Annotated in this window: 15 protein-coding genes; 12 read left to right on the plus strand and 3 right to left on the minus strand. The window is 65.2% G+C overall.

Annotated features, from left to right (window positions below):
• The first annotated feature begins 300 nt into the window (after positions 1–300).
• The 11 genes from FOY51_RS10525 to FOY51_RS10575 all read left to right on the plus strand — a co-directional run bounded on the left by FOY51_RS10525 (position 301) and on the right by FOY51_RS10575 (position 14,846).
• Positions 301–2,958, plus strand: a complete 2,658-nt coding sequence (locus FOY51_RS10525) for a valine--tRNA ligase (RefSeq protein ID WP_149430191.1) — start codon at positions 301–303, stop codon at positions 2,956–2,958.
• On the plus strand, positions 2,955–4,367 hold the full coding sequence (gene folC / locus FOY51_RS10530; RefSeq protein ID WP_149430192.1) for a bifunctional tetrahydrofolate synthase/dihydrofolate synthase: 1,413 nt from the start codon (positions 2,955–2,957) through the stop codon (positions 4,365–4,367). The genes FOY51_RS10525 and folC overlap by 4 nt, the downstream gene beginning before the upstream one ends.
• Complete coding sequence (locus tag FOY51_RS10535) at positions 4,364–4,756, plus strand: DUF4233 domain-containing protein (protein ID WP_149430193.1); 393 nt, start codon at positions 4,364–4,366, stop codon at positions 4,754–4,756. Before folC ends, FOY51_RS10535 begins: the two co-directional genes overlap by 4 nt.
• Before the next feature lie 18 nt (positions 4,757–4,774).
• On the plus strand, positions 4,775–5,194 hold the full coding sequence (gene ndk, locus FOY51_RS10540; RefSeq protein ID WP_149430194.1) for a nucleoside-diphosphate kinase: 420 nt from the start codon (positions 4,775–4,777) through the stop codon (positions 5,192–5,194).
• A 510-nt stretch (positions 5,195–5,704) separates the two neighbouring features.
• The gene (locus FOY51_RS10545; RefSeq protein ID WP_371830438.1) at positions 5,705–8,851 is read left to right on the plus strand and encodes a translation initiation factor IF-2 N-terminal domain-containing protein; all 3,147 of its coding nucleotides are present in this window, start codon (positions 5,705–5,707) and stop codon (positions 8,849–8,851) included.
• Positions 8,852–9,113: 262 nt separating this feature from the next.
• Positions 9,114–9,425 carry a 50S ribosomal protein L21 gene (rplU, locus tag FOY51_RS10550; protein ID WP_149430195.1) on the plus strand — a complete coding sequence of 104 codons (312 nt, stop codon included), beginning with the start codon at positions 9,114–9,116 and terminating at the stop codon, positions 9,423–9,425.
• Positions 9,426–9,458: 33 nt separating this feature from the next.
• A complete protein-coding gene (gene rpmA, locus FOY51_RS10555; protein WP_149430196.1) occupies positions 9,459–9,725 on the plus strand; it encodes a 50S ribosomal protein L27 in 267 nt (88 codons plus the stop codon).
• 129 nt (positions 9,726–9,854) lie between these two features.
• Positions 9,855–11,318 (plus strand): GTPase ObgE, encoded by a 1,464-nt coding sequence (gene obgE, locus FOY51_RS10560; protein WP_149430197.1) that lies wholly within the window; start codon positions 9,855–9,857, stop codon positions 11,316–11,318.
• Positions 11,299–12,432 carry a glutamate 5-kinase gene (gene proB / locus FOY51_RS10565; RefSeq protein WP_149430198.1) on the plus strand — a complete coding sequence of 378 codons (1,134 nt, stop codon included), beginning with the start codon at positions 11,299–11,301 and terminating at the stop codon, positions 12,430–12,432. Before obgE ends, proB begins: the two co-directional genes overlap by 20 nt.
• Before the next feature lie 144 nt (positions 12,433–12,576).
• Positions 12,577–14,268 carry an MFS transporter gene (locus tag FOY51_RS10570; protein ID WP_149430199.1) on the plus strand — a complete coding sequence of 564 codons (1,692 nt, stop codon included), beginning with the start codon at positions 12,577–12,579 and terminating at the stop codon, positions 14,266–14,268.
• A complete protein-coding gene (locus tag FOY51_RS10575; protein ID WP_187776266.1) occupies positions 14,265–14,846 on the plus strand; it encodes a TetR/AcrR family transcriptional regulator in 582 nt (193 codons plus the stop codon). Before FOY51_RS10570 ends, FOY51_RS10575 begins: the two co-directional genes overlap by 4 nt.
• On the opposite strand, the gene FOY51_RS10580 is transcribed toward FOY51_RS10575, so the two are convergent.
• A complete protein-coding gene (locus FOY51_RS10580; protein ID WP_149430200.1) occupies positions 14,800–15,696 on the minus strand; it encodes an NAD-dependent protein deacetylase in 897 nt (298 codons plus the stop codon). The two genes, FOY51_RS10575 and FOY51_RS10580, sit on opposite strands and share 47 nt — an antisense overlap.
• Here FOY51_RS10580 and FOY51_RS10585 point away from each other — a divergent pair.
• Positions 15,695–16,189 carry a VOC family protein gene (locus tag FOY51_RS10585; RefSeq protein ID WP_149430201.1) on the plus strand — a complete coding sequence of 165 codons (495 nt, stop codon included), beginning with the start codon at positions 15,695–15,697 and terminating at the stop codon, positions 16,187–16,189. The genes FOY51_RS10580 and FOY51_RS10585 overlap by 2 nt on opposite strands.
• Here the strand turns inward: FOY51_RS10585 and FOY51_RS10590 are convergent.
• Both FOY51_RS10590 and FOY51_RS10595 read right to left on the minus strand, forming a co-directional pair.
• Positions 16,183–17,118: a D-isomer specific 2-hydroxyacid dehydrogenase family protein gene (locus FOY51_RS10590; RefSeq protein ID WP_149430202.1), complete on the minus strand. Its 936-nt coding sequence runs from the start codon at positions 17,116–17,118 to the stop codon at positions 16,183–16,185. The two genes, FOY51_RS10585 and FOY51_RS10590, sit on opposite strands and share 7 nt — an antisense overlap.
• A gap of 78 nt (positions 17,119–17,196) precedes the next feature.
• Entirely contained in the window at positions 17,197–17,595 is a 399-nt protein-coding gene (locus FOY51_RS10595) for an ectoine synthase (RefSeq protein WP_149430203.1), read from the minus strand.
• Between the last annotated feature and the right edge of the window lies 1 nt (position 17,596).

The raw sequence follows: 17,596 nt of genomic DNA on the forward strand, positions 1-17,596 counted from the left end.
CCCCGGTGGCTGCTGTAGCGAGGCAGAAACCGACTCGACGCACGCAAAATAGCCGATACCAGTCCGTGAGTTTCTTTACTTAGGTCGAAAAGTATCCGCTGAACTGCAGCTTTGTGGACTCGGCCGCGCTACTGTTGACAGCGAGGGGCGAGTGGCCCGGTCACCCTCATCCGCCGGGTCCCTCGCCCTTCAGTATGCGCAGAGAAGGTTCGTTCGGGTAGCGACATGATTGCCTGTTCAATTTGTCCGATCTCGAGGTCGGGGGCGGGACCGCTTCACGGCGGCAACTAGAATCGCCGAGTGACCAGCGCAGCGCCAGACCCCCGTAGCCGTGCAGAATCCCTCCCGAAAAACTGGGACCCCAGCGCAGTAGAGATGCGGATGTATCAGGGCTGGGTCGATGCCGGTTACTTCACAGCAGACGCGACCAGCGACAAGCCCGCCTACTCGATCGTGCTCCCGCCGCCCAACGTCACGGGCAGCCTTCATATGGGGCACGCGCTGAACCACACGATCATGGACATGCTCACCCGCAGAAAGCGAATGCAGGGTTTCGAGGTGTTGTGGCAGCCAGGAATGGATCACGCCGGCATCGCGACGCAGACGGTGGTGGAGAAACAACTCGCGGTCGACGGCAAGACGAAGGAAGACTTCGGCCGCGAGCTCTTCATCGACAAGGTGTGGGACTGGAAGCACGATTCCGGCGGCACCATTCAGGCACAGATGCGCCGAATCGGCGACGGTGTCGACTGGAGTCGAGACCGATTCACCATGGACGACGGGCTTTCTCGTGCCGTGCAGACCATCTTCAAGAAACTCTTCGACAAGGGCTTGATCTACCGCGCCGAGCGGCTCGTCAATTGGTCGCCGGAGCTGAAGACCGCGATCTCGGACATCGAGGTCAAGTACGAGGACGTCGAGGGTGAGCTGGTCTCGCTGCGCTACGGCTCGCTCGACGACGACGAGCCGCACGTGATCGTGGCGACCACCCGTGTCGAAACGATGCTCGGCGATACCGCCGTCGCGGTGCACCCCGACGATCCGCGTTACCAGTCGATCATCGGCACCACGATGTATCACCCGATCACGGGACGACAGATTCCGATCATCGGCGACGACTACGTGGATCCCGAATTCGGTTCCGGCGCAGTGAAGATCACTCCGGCTCACGATCCCAACGATTTCGAGATGGGCGTCCGTCACAGCCTGCCGATGCCGTCGATCATGGACGAGCAGGCCCGAATCGTGAACACGGGCACCGAATTCGACGGCATGGACCGATTCGAGGCTCGCGTCAAGATTCGTGAGCGCCTCGCGGAGGAGGGGCGCGTAGTCGCCGAGAAGCGGCCCTACCTGCACAGTGTCGGCCATTCCGAGCGCAGTGGTGAGGCAATCGAGCCGCGGCTGTCGTTGCAGTGGTTCGTCAAGGTGGAATCGCTGTCCAAGGCGGCAGGCGACGCGGTTCGCAACGGCCACACCACGATTCATCCCGCCAGCCTGGAGCCGCGCTGGTTCGCCTGGGTCGACAACATGCACGACTGGTGCATTTCGCGTCAGCTGTGGTGGGGTCACCGCATTCCGATCTGGTACGGACCCGAGGGTGAGGTCGCGTGCATCGGGCCGGACGAGACGGCCCCCGAGGGGTGGGAGCAGGACCCCGACGTCCTCGACACTTGGTTCTCGTCTGCCCTCTGGCCCTTCTCCACACTGGGTTGGCCGGACAAGACACCGGAACTGCAGAAGTTCTATCCCACCGATGTGCTGTCCACCGGCTACGACATCATCTTCTTCTGGGTCGCCCGCATGATGATGTTCGCGCTCTTCGTGGCGGAGGACGAGTCGAGTGCGCCGCAGGTGCCGTTCTCGGATGTGTTCCTGCACGGCCTGATTCGCGACCAATTCGGCAAGAAGATGTCGAAGTCGCGCGGCAACGGCATCGATCCGCTGGACTGGGTCGACCTCTACGGTGCGGACGCACTGCGCTTCACCCTCGCCCGCGGGGCTCAGCCGGGTAGCGACCTGTCGGTCGGCGAATCGCAGGCGTCGGCGTCGCGCAATTTTGTCACCAAGCTGTTCAACGCCACCAAGTTCGCACTGATGAACGGTGCCGCGGTCGGCGAGCTGCCGGAGCGTGCGTCGCTCACAGACGCTGATCGCTGGATTCTCGATCGTCTGGAAGAGGTTCGGGCAGAGATCGATTCGGCATTCGACTCGTACGAGTTCGGCAAGGCATGCGAGTCCCTCTATCACTACGCGTGGGACGAGGTGTGCGACTGGTATCTCGAGCTGGCCAAGGTGCAGTTCGGTGCAGGCGACGCCGTTGCGGCGAACACTCGCGTGGTGCTCGGCGTCGTCCTCGCGCGACTGCTCGAGCTGCTGCATCCGGTGATTCCGTTCATCACCGAGGCGCTTTGGAAGGCGCTCACCGAGCAGGAGTCGATCGTCACCACGGCGTGGCCGCAGGCTTCGGGCGTCGCTACCGATGTCGCTGCAGCGCAACGAATCTCGGACATGCAGAAACTCATCACCGAGATCCGCCGATTCCGCAGCGATCAGGGCCTCAAGGACAAGCAGAAGGTTGCTGCACGGCTGATCGGAATCGACGACGCGGATCTCGTCGCACAGCAACCGGCTGTCGCGACGCTCGCCCAATTGACCGAGCCCGCCGACGATTTCGCCGCGACAGCGTCGCTGGAAGTTCGACTGACCAAGGCGACTGTGACCGTCGAACTCGACACGTCGGGCACGGTCGACATCGCCGCGGAGCGTCGTCGGCTGGAGAAGGAGCTGGCGGCAGCCGAGAAGGAACTGGCGGGCTGCACAGCCAAGCTGTCCAACGACGCGTTTCTCGCCAAGGCGCCGGACGCCGTCGTCGACAAGATCAAGGCGCGCAAGCAGTTCGCCGATGAAGAAGTACAACGAGTGGGCGCTCGGTTGAGCGACATGGGGGACAAGTGAGCGAACCGCTCCAGATATCGCCGGTAGACCTGGCCGAATTGGCGTTGGTCGAGGCCGAACTCGACGAGCGCTGGCCCGAAACCAAGATCGAACCGTCCACCGCCCGCATCGCTGCGCTGATGGATCTGCTCGGCTCGCCGCAGCACAGCTACCCGGCAATCCATGTCGCGGGCACCAACGGCAAGACCTCGGTGAGCCGGATGATCGACGCGCTGCTCACAGCACTGCACCGGCGGACAGGGCGGACGACAAGTCCACACCTGCAACTGGCGACCGAACGCATCAGCATCGACGGGGGCCCGATTACGCCGCGGCAGTACGTCGACATCTACCGCGAACTGCTGCCGTACGTCGAAATGGTCGATCGCCAGTCCGTCGCGGCAGGTGGACCGGCCATGAGCAAGTTCGAGGTCCTCACCGCCATGGCCTTCGCCGCTTTCGCTGAGGCACCGGTCGATGTCGCCGTGGTCGAGGTCGGCCTCGGCGGCCGCTGGGACGCCACCAACGTGGTCGACGGACAGATCGCCGTCATCACGCCGATCGGTCTCGACCACATGGAGTACCTCGGCACCGACGTCGCGACGATCGCGGGAGAAAAGGCCGGGATCATCAAAAAAGCGCCCGAGCGGCTGATCCCGTTGGACAACGTCGTCATCGTCGCGGAGCAGCAGCCTGAGGCGATGGACGTCATCCTTCGAGAGGCCGTGGGTGCGGACGCTGCGGTGGCGCGGGAGGGCAGCGAATTCAGCGTGCTCGGTCGTCGGATCGCCATCGGTGGGCAGGAGCTGGAACTCCAGGGTCTCGGTGGCGTCTACAGTGAGATCTTCCTGCCGCTGCACGGCGAGCACCAGGCTCACAACGCGGTGATGGCGTTGGCGGCCGTCGAGGCCTTCTTCGGCGCAGGCGCTGATCGCCAACTGGACCAGGACGCGATCAGGGCGGGGTTTGCGTCGGTGACGTCCCCGGGCCGGCTCGAACGTGTGCGTAGCGCGCCCACCATCTTCCTCGATGCCGCGCACAATCCGGCCGGTGCACGAGCGCTCGCTGCGGCCCTCGCAGCGGAGTTCGACTTCCGGAAGCTCGTCGGCGTCGTCGCCGTGATGAAGGACAAGGATGTCGCCGGAATCCTCGAAGCGTTGGAACCCGTTTTCGACGAGATAGTGGTGACCAGCAACGGCTCGCCGCGTGGCCTCGACGTCGAGGAATTGGCGGATCTCGCGGTCCAGCGGTTCGGCGACGAACGCGTGGTGGTCGCTGCGACGCTGCCGGATGCGCTGGAAACGGCCATCGGAATCGCGGAAGACGTCGCCGAGCCCGGTGAGGCAGTATCGGGCGCAGGCGTCGTGGTGACCGGATCTGTCGTCACCGCAGGCGCGGCCCGTGGCCTCTTCGGAAAGGACCCCGCGTGAGCGAGTACGGCGAATTCAAGCCGCCGGCGAAAGACCCATGGAAGGGCTTTCGCGGAGTGTGTGCCGGGACCTTGGTGCTCGAGGCCATCGTCGTACTCCTCGCATTGCCTGTGGTTGCCACCGTCGGGGGCGGAATCACCTGGGTCTCCGGCACGTACATCGTGGCGCTTGCCGTGCTGATGATTCTGGGTGCGGGCCTACAAGGCCGCAGCTGGGCGATTCCGTTCGACGTCGCGCTGCAGGTTGCGATGATCGTGGGGTGGGTCTTCCATCCGGCGATCGGCTCGTTGGGAATCCTGTTCTCGGCAGTATGGGCGTACATCATCTACCTGCGCCGAGACATCACCGACCGACTCCGGCAGGGACTGCTTCCGGGACAGCGGGATTGACCGGATACGCTATCGCCCGTGACTGAGCGAAGCCTTGTACTTATCAAGCCCGACGGCGTTGCCCGCGGGAACATCGGCGAGATCATCGGCCGTATCGAGCGCAAGGGTCTGACCTTTGCCGCGATCGAGCTGAAGACCGTGTCGGAAGACCTTGCCGGCAGTCACTATGCCGAGCACAAGGAAAAGCCGTTCTTCGGCTCGTTGATCGAATTCATCACCTCCGGACCCGTCGTCGCCGCCGTGGTCGAGGGACCGCGCGCCATCGCCGCGTTCCGTCAGCTTGCCGGCGGAACCGACCCGGTCGAGAAGGCCGTGCCGGGCAGCATCCGTGGCGACCTTGCCCTCGAGACCGGTGAGAACCTGGTGCACGGGTCGGATTCGGCCGAATCCGCGCAGCGCGAGATCGCGCTGTGGTTCCCGAACCTCGCCTCCTCGTAGAGGTTCATTCACATCTCCTGGTGCGCCGCTGGCGAAGCTTCGTCGGCACGTATGGGATACTGAGGGTGGATGCTCCGCAAATTGCTATGCGCGGCGGCTTCCGGATGACACCGAGGCTCGATGCCGTCATCGCTGCTACGGGCAGAAGGTAACCCCTCGCCCGCGTCGGCATGCTTGATGATCAGCGCTCGAACCATGGACCATAGCCATCCAGCCAGGCACCGCGTGCCCAGCTAGCCCACTTGGACCAGTAACCGACCGGACGATACCGAGTACGCGGAGCGAGACCACAAATAACCCGCGCCCCTTCCGGGGTGCGGGTTACCGAAGCAGCACCTCCGCGTGGCCGCGTCACCGTCCGTTCTTCTGGGCGGACGCGCCCGGGGGTCCGAGGAGACCTACGTGGCCGATCACGAGCCGCCTGAAACACCAGAAGAGCTGAACGCACAGGAGTCGACGCCGATCGATTCCGGCAGCGCCGAGTCCACGGGCGTCGAGTCAGCCCCACCCATCGACACCGTCACGGCCGACGAGCCGGGGGAGAAGGCCGTCCCGGTGCTTCCCGATCGGATAAGAGTTCATGCCCTCGCCAAGTTGCTCGGAGTCAAGAGCAAGCAGGTGCTGGCGACGCTGAGCGAGATCGGGGCCGATGCGCGCAGTGCGCAGTCGAGTCTCGGACGCGAAACCGCCGAGTCGGTGCGCGATGCACTGGCAGCTTCCGAGGCGCAAGCTGCGGAAACCGAACCGCAGCCTGTCGCGGAATCGGCAGTCGAAACGCCGGTGGCGGAGCCTTCCGAGCCCCCGGCGCACACCGAGCAGCCGCAGCTGTTCACGAGTTCTGCGGTCGACGAGGTTCCGCACCTGCCCGTCTCGACCGAGTCGTCCGCGTCTGTACAGGTTCCGTTGTTCTTGCAGCCGGACGCCGCAGCCGTCGCGGAGGCTCGCAAGCAGAAGGCCGAGGAACAGCGCAAGGAAGCCGACGAACGTCGTAAGCGCGAGGCCGACGCAAAGAAGGCCCAAGCAAAGAAGGCTGAAGCCGAGCAGGCCGAAGCTGGCGAAGCGCAGGGCGAGACCGATGCTGCTGACGCGCAGGTCGCCGATGGAGACACCAGCGACTCGTCCTCCGACGATGCCGATTCCGACGACAAGGGCGATGGTTCGCAGCCTCGTCGTCGTCGGCGCGGCCGCCGAGGGCGTGGCCGTGGGCGTGGCGAGCAGGCCGGCGGCGACGCCGACTCGGATGACGATTCCGACAACTCCGACGCCACCGACGACGAGTCCGCCGGGTCGCCGTCCGATGCTGCCGACAGCTCCGACAAGGCCGGCACCTCCGACAAGGCCGGCACCTCCGACATGGCCGGCACCTCCGACAAGGCAACGGACGACGCGGAGTCGGAGAAGGATTCCGCCGACGCCGACGCGGAGAAGTCGGAGGACGGCGAAGACAACGGATCGGGCGATGGTTCCACTCGTAGGCGTCGTCGTCGGCGCAGGCGGAAGGTCACCGGCGACGGTTCGGGCGACTCGGGCTCCGAGGACGATCCGCCGAACACCGTGGTGCACGAGCGCGAGCCGCGTAACAACGAACCCCGCAACAAGGGCCGTGCCGGGCGGGACCGAGACGAAGTTCAGGGCATCACCGGATCGACCCGCCTCGAGGCGAAGCGGCAGCGCCGCAGGGATGGCCGCGATGCCGGTCGTCGTCGGCCGCCCATCCTGACGGAGTCCGAATTCCTGGCTCGCCGGGAATCGGTGGACCGCGTGATGGTGGTACGCGAGAAGGCCTCGCCGGATCACCAGACTGCCACGCAGGTCGCGGTGCTGGAAGACGGCATCCTTGTCGAGCATTTCGTGACCAGTACCAGCTCGGCCTCGATGGTCGGCAACGTCTACCTGGGACGCGTGCAGAACGTGCTGCCGAGCATGGAAGCCGCATTCGTCGACATCGGCCGCGGCCGCAACGGCGTGCTGTACGCGGGCGAGGTCAACTGGGAGGCTGCCGGTCTCGGCGGCAAGGAACGCAAGATCGAGCAGGCGCTGAAGCCGGGCGATCAGGTGTTGGTCCAGGTCAGCAAGGACCCGGTCGGACACAAGGGCGCACGCCTCACCACCCAGATCAGCCTGGCCGGTCGCTTCTTGGTCTACGTGCCCGGCGGTAGCTCCACCGGCATCAGCCGCAAGTTGCCGGACACCGAGCGAAAGCGCCTCAAGGAAATTCTGCGCGACATCGTTCCGGCCGACGCCGGCGTGATCATTCGCACCGCGTCCGAAGGCGTTGCCGAGGACGAATTGGCCCGTGACGTCGAACGGCTGCAGGCGCAGTGGCGGACCATCTCCGAAGCTGCCGAGGCGCAGGACGGCGGTAAGGGCGGGTCCACTCAGACCCTCTACGAAGAGCCGGATCTGCTGGTCAAGGTCGTCCGTGACCTGTTCAACGAAGACTTCTCGAAGATCGTCATCGAGGGCGAGAAGGCCTGGAGCACCGTCGAGAACTACATCAAGACGGTGGCACCCGACCTGCTGCCCCGCGTGAACAAGTACGAAGGTTCAGGCAACGTCGATGTGTTCGGCGCGCACCGGATCGACGAGCAGTTGGCCAAAGCACTCGACCGCAAGGTGTGGCTGCCGTCCGGCGGCACGTTGGTGATCGACCGGACCGAGGCAATGACCGTCGTCGACGTCAACACCGGAAAATTCACCGGCTCCGGCGGCAATCTCGAGGAAACGGTCACCCGCAACAACCTCGAAGCTGCCGAGGAGATCGTGCGGCAGATGCGGTTGCGCGACATCGGCGGCATGATCGTCGTCGACTTCATCGACATGGTCCTCGAATCCAACCGTGATCTGGTGCTGCGACGACTCACGGAGTCGCTCGGTCGTGATCGGACCCGGCATCAGGTGTCCGAGGTGACCTCGCTGGGTCTTGTCCAGATGACACGGAAGAAGCTGGGCACAGGCCTGGTCGAAGCGTTCTCCAGCACCTGTGAGCACTGCCATGGTCGCGGGATCATCGTGCACTCGTACCCGGTCGAAGTCGGATCCTCGGACGACAACGGTCAGCGTTCCGGATCGCGGGGCGAGTCGACGCCGCGTAAGCGTCGTGGACGCGAGAAGCCCGCTGCTTCGACCGAGCCGACTCCCGACGAGCACGAGGTCGATTCGTCTGTACGTCGCGCACATCCGGTCGCACTTGCCATGGCGGCGCACCACGGTGAGCACGCCGACGAGGCAGCTGCGCCGGTCGAGCCTGAGCAGCCGGATGCCGTGGCCGAGCCAGTCGTCGAGACCGCGACGGCGGACGTCGCAGCAGTCGAACCGGTAGTTGCCGAGCCGGCAGCACCTGTCGAGCCGGCAGCACCTGTCGACCCAGCACCCCTCGACAACGACGAGCAGGCGCCGAAGAAGACACGCGGACGGCGCCGAGTTGCCCGAGCGGCCGCGGCGCCTCCCGGCGAAAGCACCACGGGAACTGTGTTCGTCATTCCGACGCCGTCGGCGGAGGAGCTGGCCAGTGCGGCAGCAGCGAATGCGACGCTGGACAACGGTGCGCACGCGCCCGAGAACGGCGATGCCGAGCCGCCGGTGGTTGCACCACGTGTTCGACGCCGTAGGGCGGCGGGCAGGCCTGCGGGTCCACCCGTGGACGTCGACGTCTGACCGGCAGGTTTGCGGGAGTGCACCCGGTGACGTGACCTCGGTCGCGCCGGTTTGACCCTTGTGGTTGCCTTCCCGTAACCTTGACCAGTCGCTACCCGGCGATATCGCTTTGCCGCGCCCGTCAGGGCCGTGCCTTTCGAGGCGCTGCGCGAGCATGCCGGAGGTAGCAACCACACCAGACCAGTCGCGCGACAGCTGTTGCGCGAGCAGCTCGAACAATGCGTTCGATAAAGCAGTGACGTGAAAGAAGGGCAGCCCTCCGATGGCAACGTACGCGATCGTCAAGACCGGCGGAAAGCAGTACAAGGTCGCCGTCGGTGACCTCGTCAAGGTCGAGAAGATCGAGGGAGCGCCCGGAACGGCCGTTTCGCTCGAGACCGTTCTCCTTGTCGACGGCGCCGAGCTGACCACCGACGCCGCCAAGCTGGCCAAGGTCTCGGTCACCGGCGAGGTTGTCGAGCAGACCAAGGGCCCGAAGATCAAGATCCACAAGTTCAAGAACAAGACCGGCTACCACAAGCGCCAGGGGCACCGTCAAAAGCTGACGGTTCTCAAGGTCACGGGTATCAAGTAACTCGAGCTCTACTGATCCTGGAGGGTCGAAGACATGGCACATAAGAAGGGCGCATCCAGCTCGCGGAACGGTCGCGACTCGAATTCTCAGCGACTCGGCGTGAAGCGTTTCGGCGGCCAGGCCGTCAGCGCAGGCGAGATCCTGGTTCGCCAGCGCGGCACGCACTTCCACCCGGGCGTGAACGTCGGCCGCGGCGGCGACGACACCCTGTTCGCACTCGCCACCGGCGCAGTCGAGTTCGGCAGTAAGCGCGGCCGCAAAACTGTCAACATCGTTGTCACGGAGCCGACGCAGGCCTGAGGCTGCTGCGTTCGAAGCTCCAGGTTCTTGCGAACAGGGGCGGGCCAGGGTCATGTACCCGCCCGCCCCTGTTTTGTTTTTCACCCCAACCACCCATCCCGCAGCATCGACCCGAGGAGGATCGGTTCCATGTCCCGATTCATCGACCGAGTGGTGCTGCATGTCAGCGCCGGTAAAGGTGGCAACGGCTGTTCATCCGTGCACCGCGAGAAGTTCAAGCCGCTCGGTGGTCCCGACGGCGGCAACGGTGGTCGTGGCGGCGACGTCGTACTGGTCGTCGATGCCAACGTGCACACGCTGTTGGACTTTCACTTTCACCCACATGCCAAGGCCAGCAACGGCACCCAGGGAATGGGTAGCAACCGCGACGGCGCGCAGGGCGAGGATCTGATCCTCAAGGTCCCCGACGGCACGATGGTGTTGGACAAGAACGGCCGGATTCTGGTGGACCTCGTCGGCGAGGGCACCCGGTTCGAGGCGGCCGCGGGTGGTCGTGGTGGTTTGGGCAACGCCGCGTTGGCCTCGCGTGCGCGCAAGGCGCCCGGCTTCGCGCTGCTCGGTGAAGACGGTATCGAGCAGGATCTGGTTCTCGAACTCAAATCCGTTGCCGACGTAGGACTTGTCGGCTTTCCGTCGGCGGGCAAGTCGTCGCTGGTCTCCGTGCTGTCCGCCGCGAAGCCGAAGATCGCCGACTACCCGTTCACTACACTCGTCCCCAACCTCGGCGTGGTCTCCAGCGGTGACACGACATTCACCGTTGCCGATGTCCCAGGACTGATTCCCGGTGCCAGCGAAGGCCGAGGCCTCGGCCTCGACTTCCTTCGGCACCTGGAACGCTGCGCCGTGCTGGCACACGTGGTCGACTGTGCGACTTTGGATCCCGGCCGTGATCCGATCTCCGACGTCGACGCGTTGGAGGCCGAACTGGCCGCGTACAAGCCTGCGCTGTCGGCCGACAGCAATCTCGGCGACCTGGCCGATCGGCCTCGCATCGTCGTCCTGAACAAGGTGGATGTGCCGGAGGCGCTGGAACTGGCGGAGATGGTCACCGCCGATTTCGAGGCGCGCGGCTGGCAGGTGTTCGCGATCTCGGCTGTCAGTCGGGAAGGCTTGCGGCCGTTGACCTTCGCGCTGGCGAAGCTGGTCGAAGACTACCGTCTCGCACATCCGAAGGCCGCGCCGAAGCGCCCGGTGATTCGCCCGATCGCGAAGAACGAATCCACGTTCACCGTCGTTGCGGATCCCGAGGTTCCCGGCGGGTTCATCGTGGAGGGCACTCGACCGGAGCGGTGGGTTGCGCAGACTCAGTTCGACAACGACGAGGCCGTGGGCTACCTCGCAGATCGCCTGGCTCGTTTGGGCGTCGAGGATGCGTTGGTGAAACAGGGTGCCGAACCCGGCGCGTCGGTCACCATCGGCAGAGTCACCTTCGACTGGGAACCGCAGACACCGGCCGGTGTCGAGATGGTGCGGACCGGCCGCGGCACGGACGCGCGCATCGATCAGGTCGATCGCATCGGAGCCGAAGAACGCAAGCATGCGCACAGGGTGCGCCGTGGTCTGGAATCGGGCGATGGCAGCGACGACTTCTGACGTCGGGGGATCGGGTAGTTCTGCACGCCAAGCGATTTCGACTGCCCGCCGAGTAGTTGTCAAGATCGGGTCGTCTGCCCTGACCAGCTTGGCAGGCGGTCTCGACACCGGCAGGCTCGATCTGCTCGCCGATGCGATCGAAGAGCGGATGCGCGCGGGCTCGGACGTGGTGGTCGTATCGTCCGGCGCGATCGGTGCGGGTATCGCCCCGCTGGGCCTGACCAAACGACCCACCGACCTCGCCACGAAACAGGCTGCCGCGAGCGTGGGCCAATTAGCGCTGGCGCACGCGTGGGGGACGTCGTTCGGCCGATATCAGCGCACCGTCGGGCAGGTGCTGCTGAGTCCGGACGATTTCGCGCGCCGTGCGCATCACCGCAATGCGCAGCGCACGCTGGACCGACTGCGGTCGCTCGGTGCGGTCGCGGTGGTGAACGAGAACGACACCGTGGCAACGGCGGAGATCCGTTTCGGTGACAACGATCGACTGGCGGCGCTTGTCGCTCATCTGGTGGGCGCCGACGCGCTGGTGTTGCTCTCCGACGTGGACGGGCTCTACGACGGTGATCCCCGCAAGGGCGGCGCCGCGTTCATTCCCGAAGTGCGCACGTCCGAAGATCTGGACGGCGTGATCGCAGGTACGGGCGGGGTGCTCGGCACCGGCGGCATGGCGTCGAAGCTCGCCGCGGCCCGCCTCGCGGCCGACGCCGGCGTACCTGTGCTACTGGCGGCGGCGTCGGATGCTGCTGCGGCTCTCGGCGAAGGAACGGTGGGCACGGCATTCGCGGCGCGTCCGGAGCGACTGTCGGCGCGCAAATTCTGGGTCCGTCATGCGGCGGACGCGCGCGGTTCGGTTCGACTGGACTCGGGTGCGGTTCGGGCCGTGTCGCAGCGGCGCAGTTCGCTTCTCGCGGCGGGTATCACAGCGACCGAGGGCCGCTTCTACGGCGGCGACGTGATCGCGCTGACCGGGCCCGACGGTACGGTGGTCGCACGCGGGATCGTCGCCTACGACAGCACGGAGCTCGACGGCATGCTCGGCCGATCGACCGGCGAGCTGGCCGCGGAACTCCAGCGCCCCGTCGTCCACGCGGACGATCTGGTTCGCCTCTGACCTGGATTGCCTCTGAAATGGGGTTTTCCTTCTTCTTTGCGTAGCCATTGCCTGAATTTAGGGTGCGCTCCCACATCTCCCAGGATTATCTTTCGATACGGGTCCGTAGCGTAATTCGCGCAGGCGGTGCGAAGGGGAGTCGGCATGGACAGCGAAACCATTCAGCGGCGGCGGTGGCTGATTCTCGGTGTGATGGTGATCTGCCTATTGGTGGTGATCCTCGACAACACCATCCTCAACGTCGCGCTACGAACGATTCAGGACGATCTCACCGCGTCGCAGAGCGAAATGCAGTGGGCGGTAGACAGTTACGCTCTGGTGTTCGCCGGCCTGCTGATCGTCTGGGGCGTGACAGGTGACCGCGTCGGACGCAAACGCATCCTGCTGCTCGGCATGGTGCTCTTCGGCGTCACCTCGGCGCTGTGCTCGTTCGCAACGTCACCCACTGAACTGATCGTGTACCGCGCTCTGATGGGTATCGGTGCGGCTGCCGTTCAGCCGCAGACACTTTCGGTGATCCAGAACGTCTTCGAGCCCGCGGAACGCCCCAAGGCCATCGGCATCTGGGCAGCCTTCTCCGGCCTCGCGATCGCCGTCGGGCCGATCGCGGGTGGAGCGCTGATCAAGTTCTTCTGGTGGGGTTCGGTTTTCCTGGTCAACGTCCCGATCGTGATCGTCGGCATCGCGCTGATCGTGGTGCTGGTGCCGGAATCGCAGGATCCGAATCCCGGCAAGTTCGACCCGCTCGGCACCGTCCTGTCGATCATCGCCCTCGTCGTGCTGGTCTACGGAATCATCCAGGGCGGCAACACCAACGACTGGTTGCGCTGGAACACCCTCGGCGCCATCGTGGTCGGTGCGGTGCTGCTTGCGCTGTTCGTCTATCTCGAGGCCAAGAGCTCGCATCCGACGATCGACGTGTCGTTGTTCAAGAACCGGGAATTCAGTGCGGGCACCATTTCCATTGCGCTAGTGTTCTTCTCACTGATGGGCGCGACGTTCTACCTTGCCTATTATCTGCAGGCCATTCGTGGCTACACACCGCTGACGGCAGGCGTCGCGCTGATCGCCGTCGCTGCCGGTGTGATGATCATGGCCAGTCGCGCTGCCGGCCTGGCGGCCAAGTTCGGACCCAAGGTTGTTGCAGGAACCGGCCTCAGTTTGTTCGCGCTGTCGATGTTGTCTTACGCATTGGTCACCGCAACGACGCCGCAGTGGATCATCGAGATCCAGATGTTCACGCTGGGCTCGGGGATGGGGTTGACCATGACGCCGGCCACCAACGCGATCATGGGCGCTGTTCCTCGCGAGAAGGCTGGCGCAGGATCGGCTGTGAACAACACCGTTCGACAGGTGGCGGGCGCTCTCGGTGTCGCCATCCTGGGATCGCTGCTCGCAGTATCGTTCCGTGGACACCTCGGCGTCGACACGCCCGCGCAGCTGGCTGCTCGGCTCGACCAGCCCGCAGCCATCGTCTCGACCTTGCCCGAGAGCGTTCGGGTGACGCCGCATGTCACCGACGACGCGAGCGAATCCATCGGCGGTGCACTGAGTTTCGCAGGCCAAGCGGGTGCGGCTCTGCAGCAACGTGGAGAGCTGCCGCAAGCTCGACAGCTGCCGCCCGCGGTCATCGCGGCCCAGGAGAAGCAGGCGCGATCGTCGATCGAGGCATTCGTCGCGCAATCGAAAGATGCGTTCATCCACGGCATGCACGTCTCGTCGTTGGCGGCAGCGGCGAGTGCGGCACTCGGAGCGGTGGCGGCATTCACGTTGCTGCCCGGGCGTCGTCGGGAAGAGGAGTCGGATTCGGGCGAATTGGCCGCGGAGCTGGTGTGAGTCCGCGCGGTCGACCGCGCGATGCCGGGGTGGACCGGCAGGTGTTGTCGGCGACCCTCGACCTCTTGGCAGAACGGGGTCGGCACGGAGCAGGCATCCAAGCGGTTGCCGCACGGTCGGGTGTCGCGAAATCGACCATCTATCGCCGGTGGTCCTCGCGCGACGAGCTGATCGTCGATGCGCTGGCCGAGCTCTTCGCGGTTGGGGAGACGACGCTGCCCGACGACCCGCGCGCGCAGCTGCGAGTTGCTCTGCGCCAGCTGCACGAGCAATGGTCCGACGATCGGTTTCGGCGCATCATGCGGCGCGTCGCCGCCGACGGCAGCGAGGCACCCGGCGAGTACCGCCGCTTTCGCGATCAGCTGGTGTCGCGACGGCGCACGTTGCTGTTGGAAATACTCGGTCGATGTGTCGCGGCTGGGTTGATCCGCGCCGAGACGGACCTGGGGTGGGCGGCGGACCTCCTTGTTGCACCGGTGATCGTGGCTGCGATGACCCATCGCAACGATGTCACCGACGAACAGCTCGACTTCAGTCTCGAGACCGTGTTGTCCGGGCTGGCGCCGCCAAGGCTGTGAGCACATCCGAGCAGCCCGCGTCGAGCTTGAGCGAGGCGAACTCGTCGCCCCTTGTCCGGCCTCGATTGACGATGGCGATCGGGATTGCCAGCTTCGCGGCCCGACGCACGAAACGCAGGCCGGACATCACGGTCAGCGACGATCCGGCCACCAGCACCGCGTCGCATTGCTCCACCAATTCGAATGCGGCGGCGACCCGTTCAGGCGGCACACTCTCGCCGAAGTAGACGATGTCGGGCTTGAGAATGCCGTCACAGTGTTCGCAGCCGACCATCCGGAAGTGTTCGGTGCTGGAGATGATCGCGTCGGCATCGGGTGCGATCTCGACAGACGTTGCGGCGGCGACAGTTTCGGCAAAACCAGGATTGAGCCGATCGAGGCGCTCGGCCAGGGCGTAGCGCGATACCCGGCGGCCACAGCTCAGGCATGCGACACGAGCGTAGGTACCGTGCAGATCGATCACCTGGCGGCTGCCGGCCTTGGTGTGCAGGAGATCGACGTTCTGTGTGATCACGGCGCGCACCGACCCAGCGCGTTCGAGGCCGGCGAGGGCGCGATGGCCGGCGTTCGGCATGGCCGCATCCATGTGCCGCCACCCGACGTGGTTACGCGCCCAGTAGTGCCGACGAAAGTCGGGATCGCCGATGAACTGCTGGAAGGTCATCGGTGTTCGCGGCGGCGATTTCGGTCCTCGGTAGTCGGGGATTCCCGAGTCCGTCGACATGCCCGCGCCGGTGATCACCAGGGTCCGGCGGTTGTCGAGCAGTTCCCGAAGGCGCTCGATGCCGTCGTGCGGTCTGTCGCGAATGTTCAATCCGGAGCCACTCGCGCGAGATGAAGATCGGTCCATGACAAACACACCTTCCGTCTCCTCTCCAGTGAACCCCATCCCCGCCGGGTACCGCACCCTCACACCGTTTCTTGCCGTGTCCGACGGTGCTGCGGCCATCGACTTCTACCAGCGCGGCCTCGGTGCCGAAGTGGTGGATCGCATGGATGCGCCCGACGGCGCGGTCATGCACGCGGAGTTGCGGATCGGCGACTCCATGCTCCAGATGTCGAACGAGATGCCTGATTTCGGAATCAAGGCACCGGACGCGGGTTGGGTGCATTCCTCGGTGGTGGTCTACGTGGCGGACACCGACGCCTTCGTCGATCGCGCCGTCCAGGCGGGCGCCACCCTCGTTGTCCCGGTCTCGGACACCTTTTCCGGCGATCGTCACGGAGTGCTGATCGACCCCTTCGGCCACCGATGGGCGGTCTGCACCAAGATCGAGGACGTCCCCAGTGCCGAGGTTGCTCGACGCGCGCAGGAGCTGTTCTTTCCCGCGTCGGCTCAGTAGCCCGACACCGGGTCGACGGACGCGATCAGTTCTTCGCCCGCAGCGAAGCGCGCGACATTGTCGCGGACTCGCTCTGCATAGGCGGTGAGCCGATGCTGGGGCGGGTTGGAATCGTGCGGCGTGACGATCGCGTTGGGCAGCGACCACAGTGGGTGTCCGTCGGGCAGCGGTTCCGGCTCCGTGACATCGAGTCCCACGCCGCCGATCGTGCCGTCGGTGAGTGCTTCGACCAGGGCATCGGTGTCGATCAGGCTGCCGCGCGCGATGTTGATCACCCACGACGTCGGCTTCAGCTTCGCCAACTCTTCCTTGCCGACAAGATGTTTGGTGGCGGGCGTTGCAGGTGCGCCGATGATCACGTGATGGACCTCGGCCCACACATCCGCCAACTGGCTCACCGGATACGTATGCACAGCGCCAGGAACCGGGCAACCGGATCGATTGACGGCAACCACATGAGCACCCAATGCCGCGAGCATGGGGATCATGGCGCGACCGATTCCGCCCGCGCCCACGATTGCGACGGTGGCGCCACGCAGTGTCCCGACCGTCGGTGCCAACTCCTGCTGTCGCCATGTGGTGGCGAGGAGGTGCTGGGGGAGCGAGCGGACACCGGCGAGCAGCAACGCGACCGCGTGCTCGGCGACGCTCGGCGCGAAAGCGCCTGCGGCGGAGGTGAAATGGACGTTCGGATTGCGTTCGATGACTCCGGAGGTGAACCAGTCTTCGATGCCCGCGGCAGGCAGTTGCACCCATTCGATGCCGTCGGGTAGCTGATCGGGAAAGGTGTCCGATCCACTGTTCCAGACGAGGGCGCGTGCCGACTCCAACGGGACGGTTGCGCCGCCACCGGCAACGACGGCATCGACGAGGCGCGCATCGTCATCGGGATGGACGGCGATCGATGGCGACGGACGGTCGTCGGACAAGGTGAACCTCCAGTGCGACCAGAACCGGGCCGCCGATATGGCGGCCCGGTTCGATCAGAGCTCGGTTGTCACACGATCCTAGGCAGGCTCTTCGATGAGGGGGTAGACCCCGTTCTCGTCGTGCACCTCACGGCCGGTGACCGGCGGATTGAACACGCAGAGCATGACCATCTCGGTGCGCGGCTCGACGCGGTGCCGCTCGTGCCCGTTGAGCAGGTACATGCTGCCCGGTCCCAGTTCGTAGACCGTGTCGTTGTCCAGGTCGGTCAGCGTGCCCTCGCCCTTGGTCAACCACACGGCTTCGATGTGGTTGGCGTAGTGGAAATTGTTGACCGAACCGGCCTTGATGGTGGTCTCGTGGAACGAGAAGCCGACCTTGTCGCCGCCGAGCACGATCCGCTTGCTGCGCCAGTTGCCGTCTTCGCTCGTGATGTCACGCTCGGTGTCGGTGATTTCCGCTGTCGTACGAACAATCATG

It is taken from the genome of Antrihabitans cavernicola, assembly GCF_008297975.1.
GTDB lineage: Bacteria > Actinomycetota > Actinomycetes > Mycobacteriales > Mycobacteriaceae > Antrihabitans > Antrihabitans cavernicola.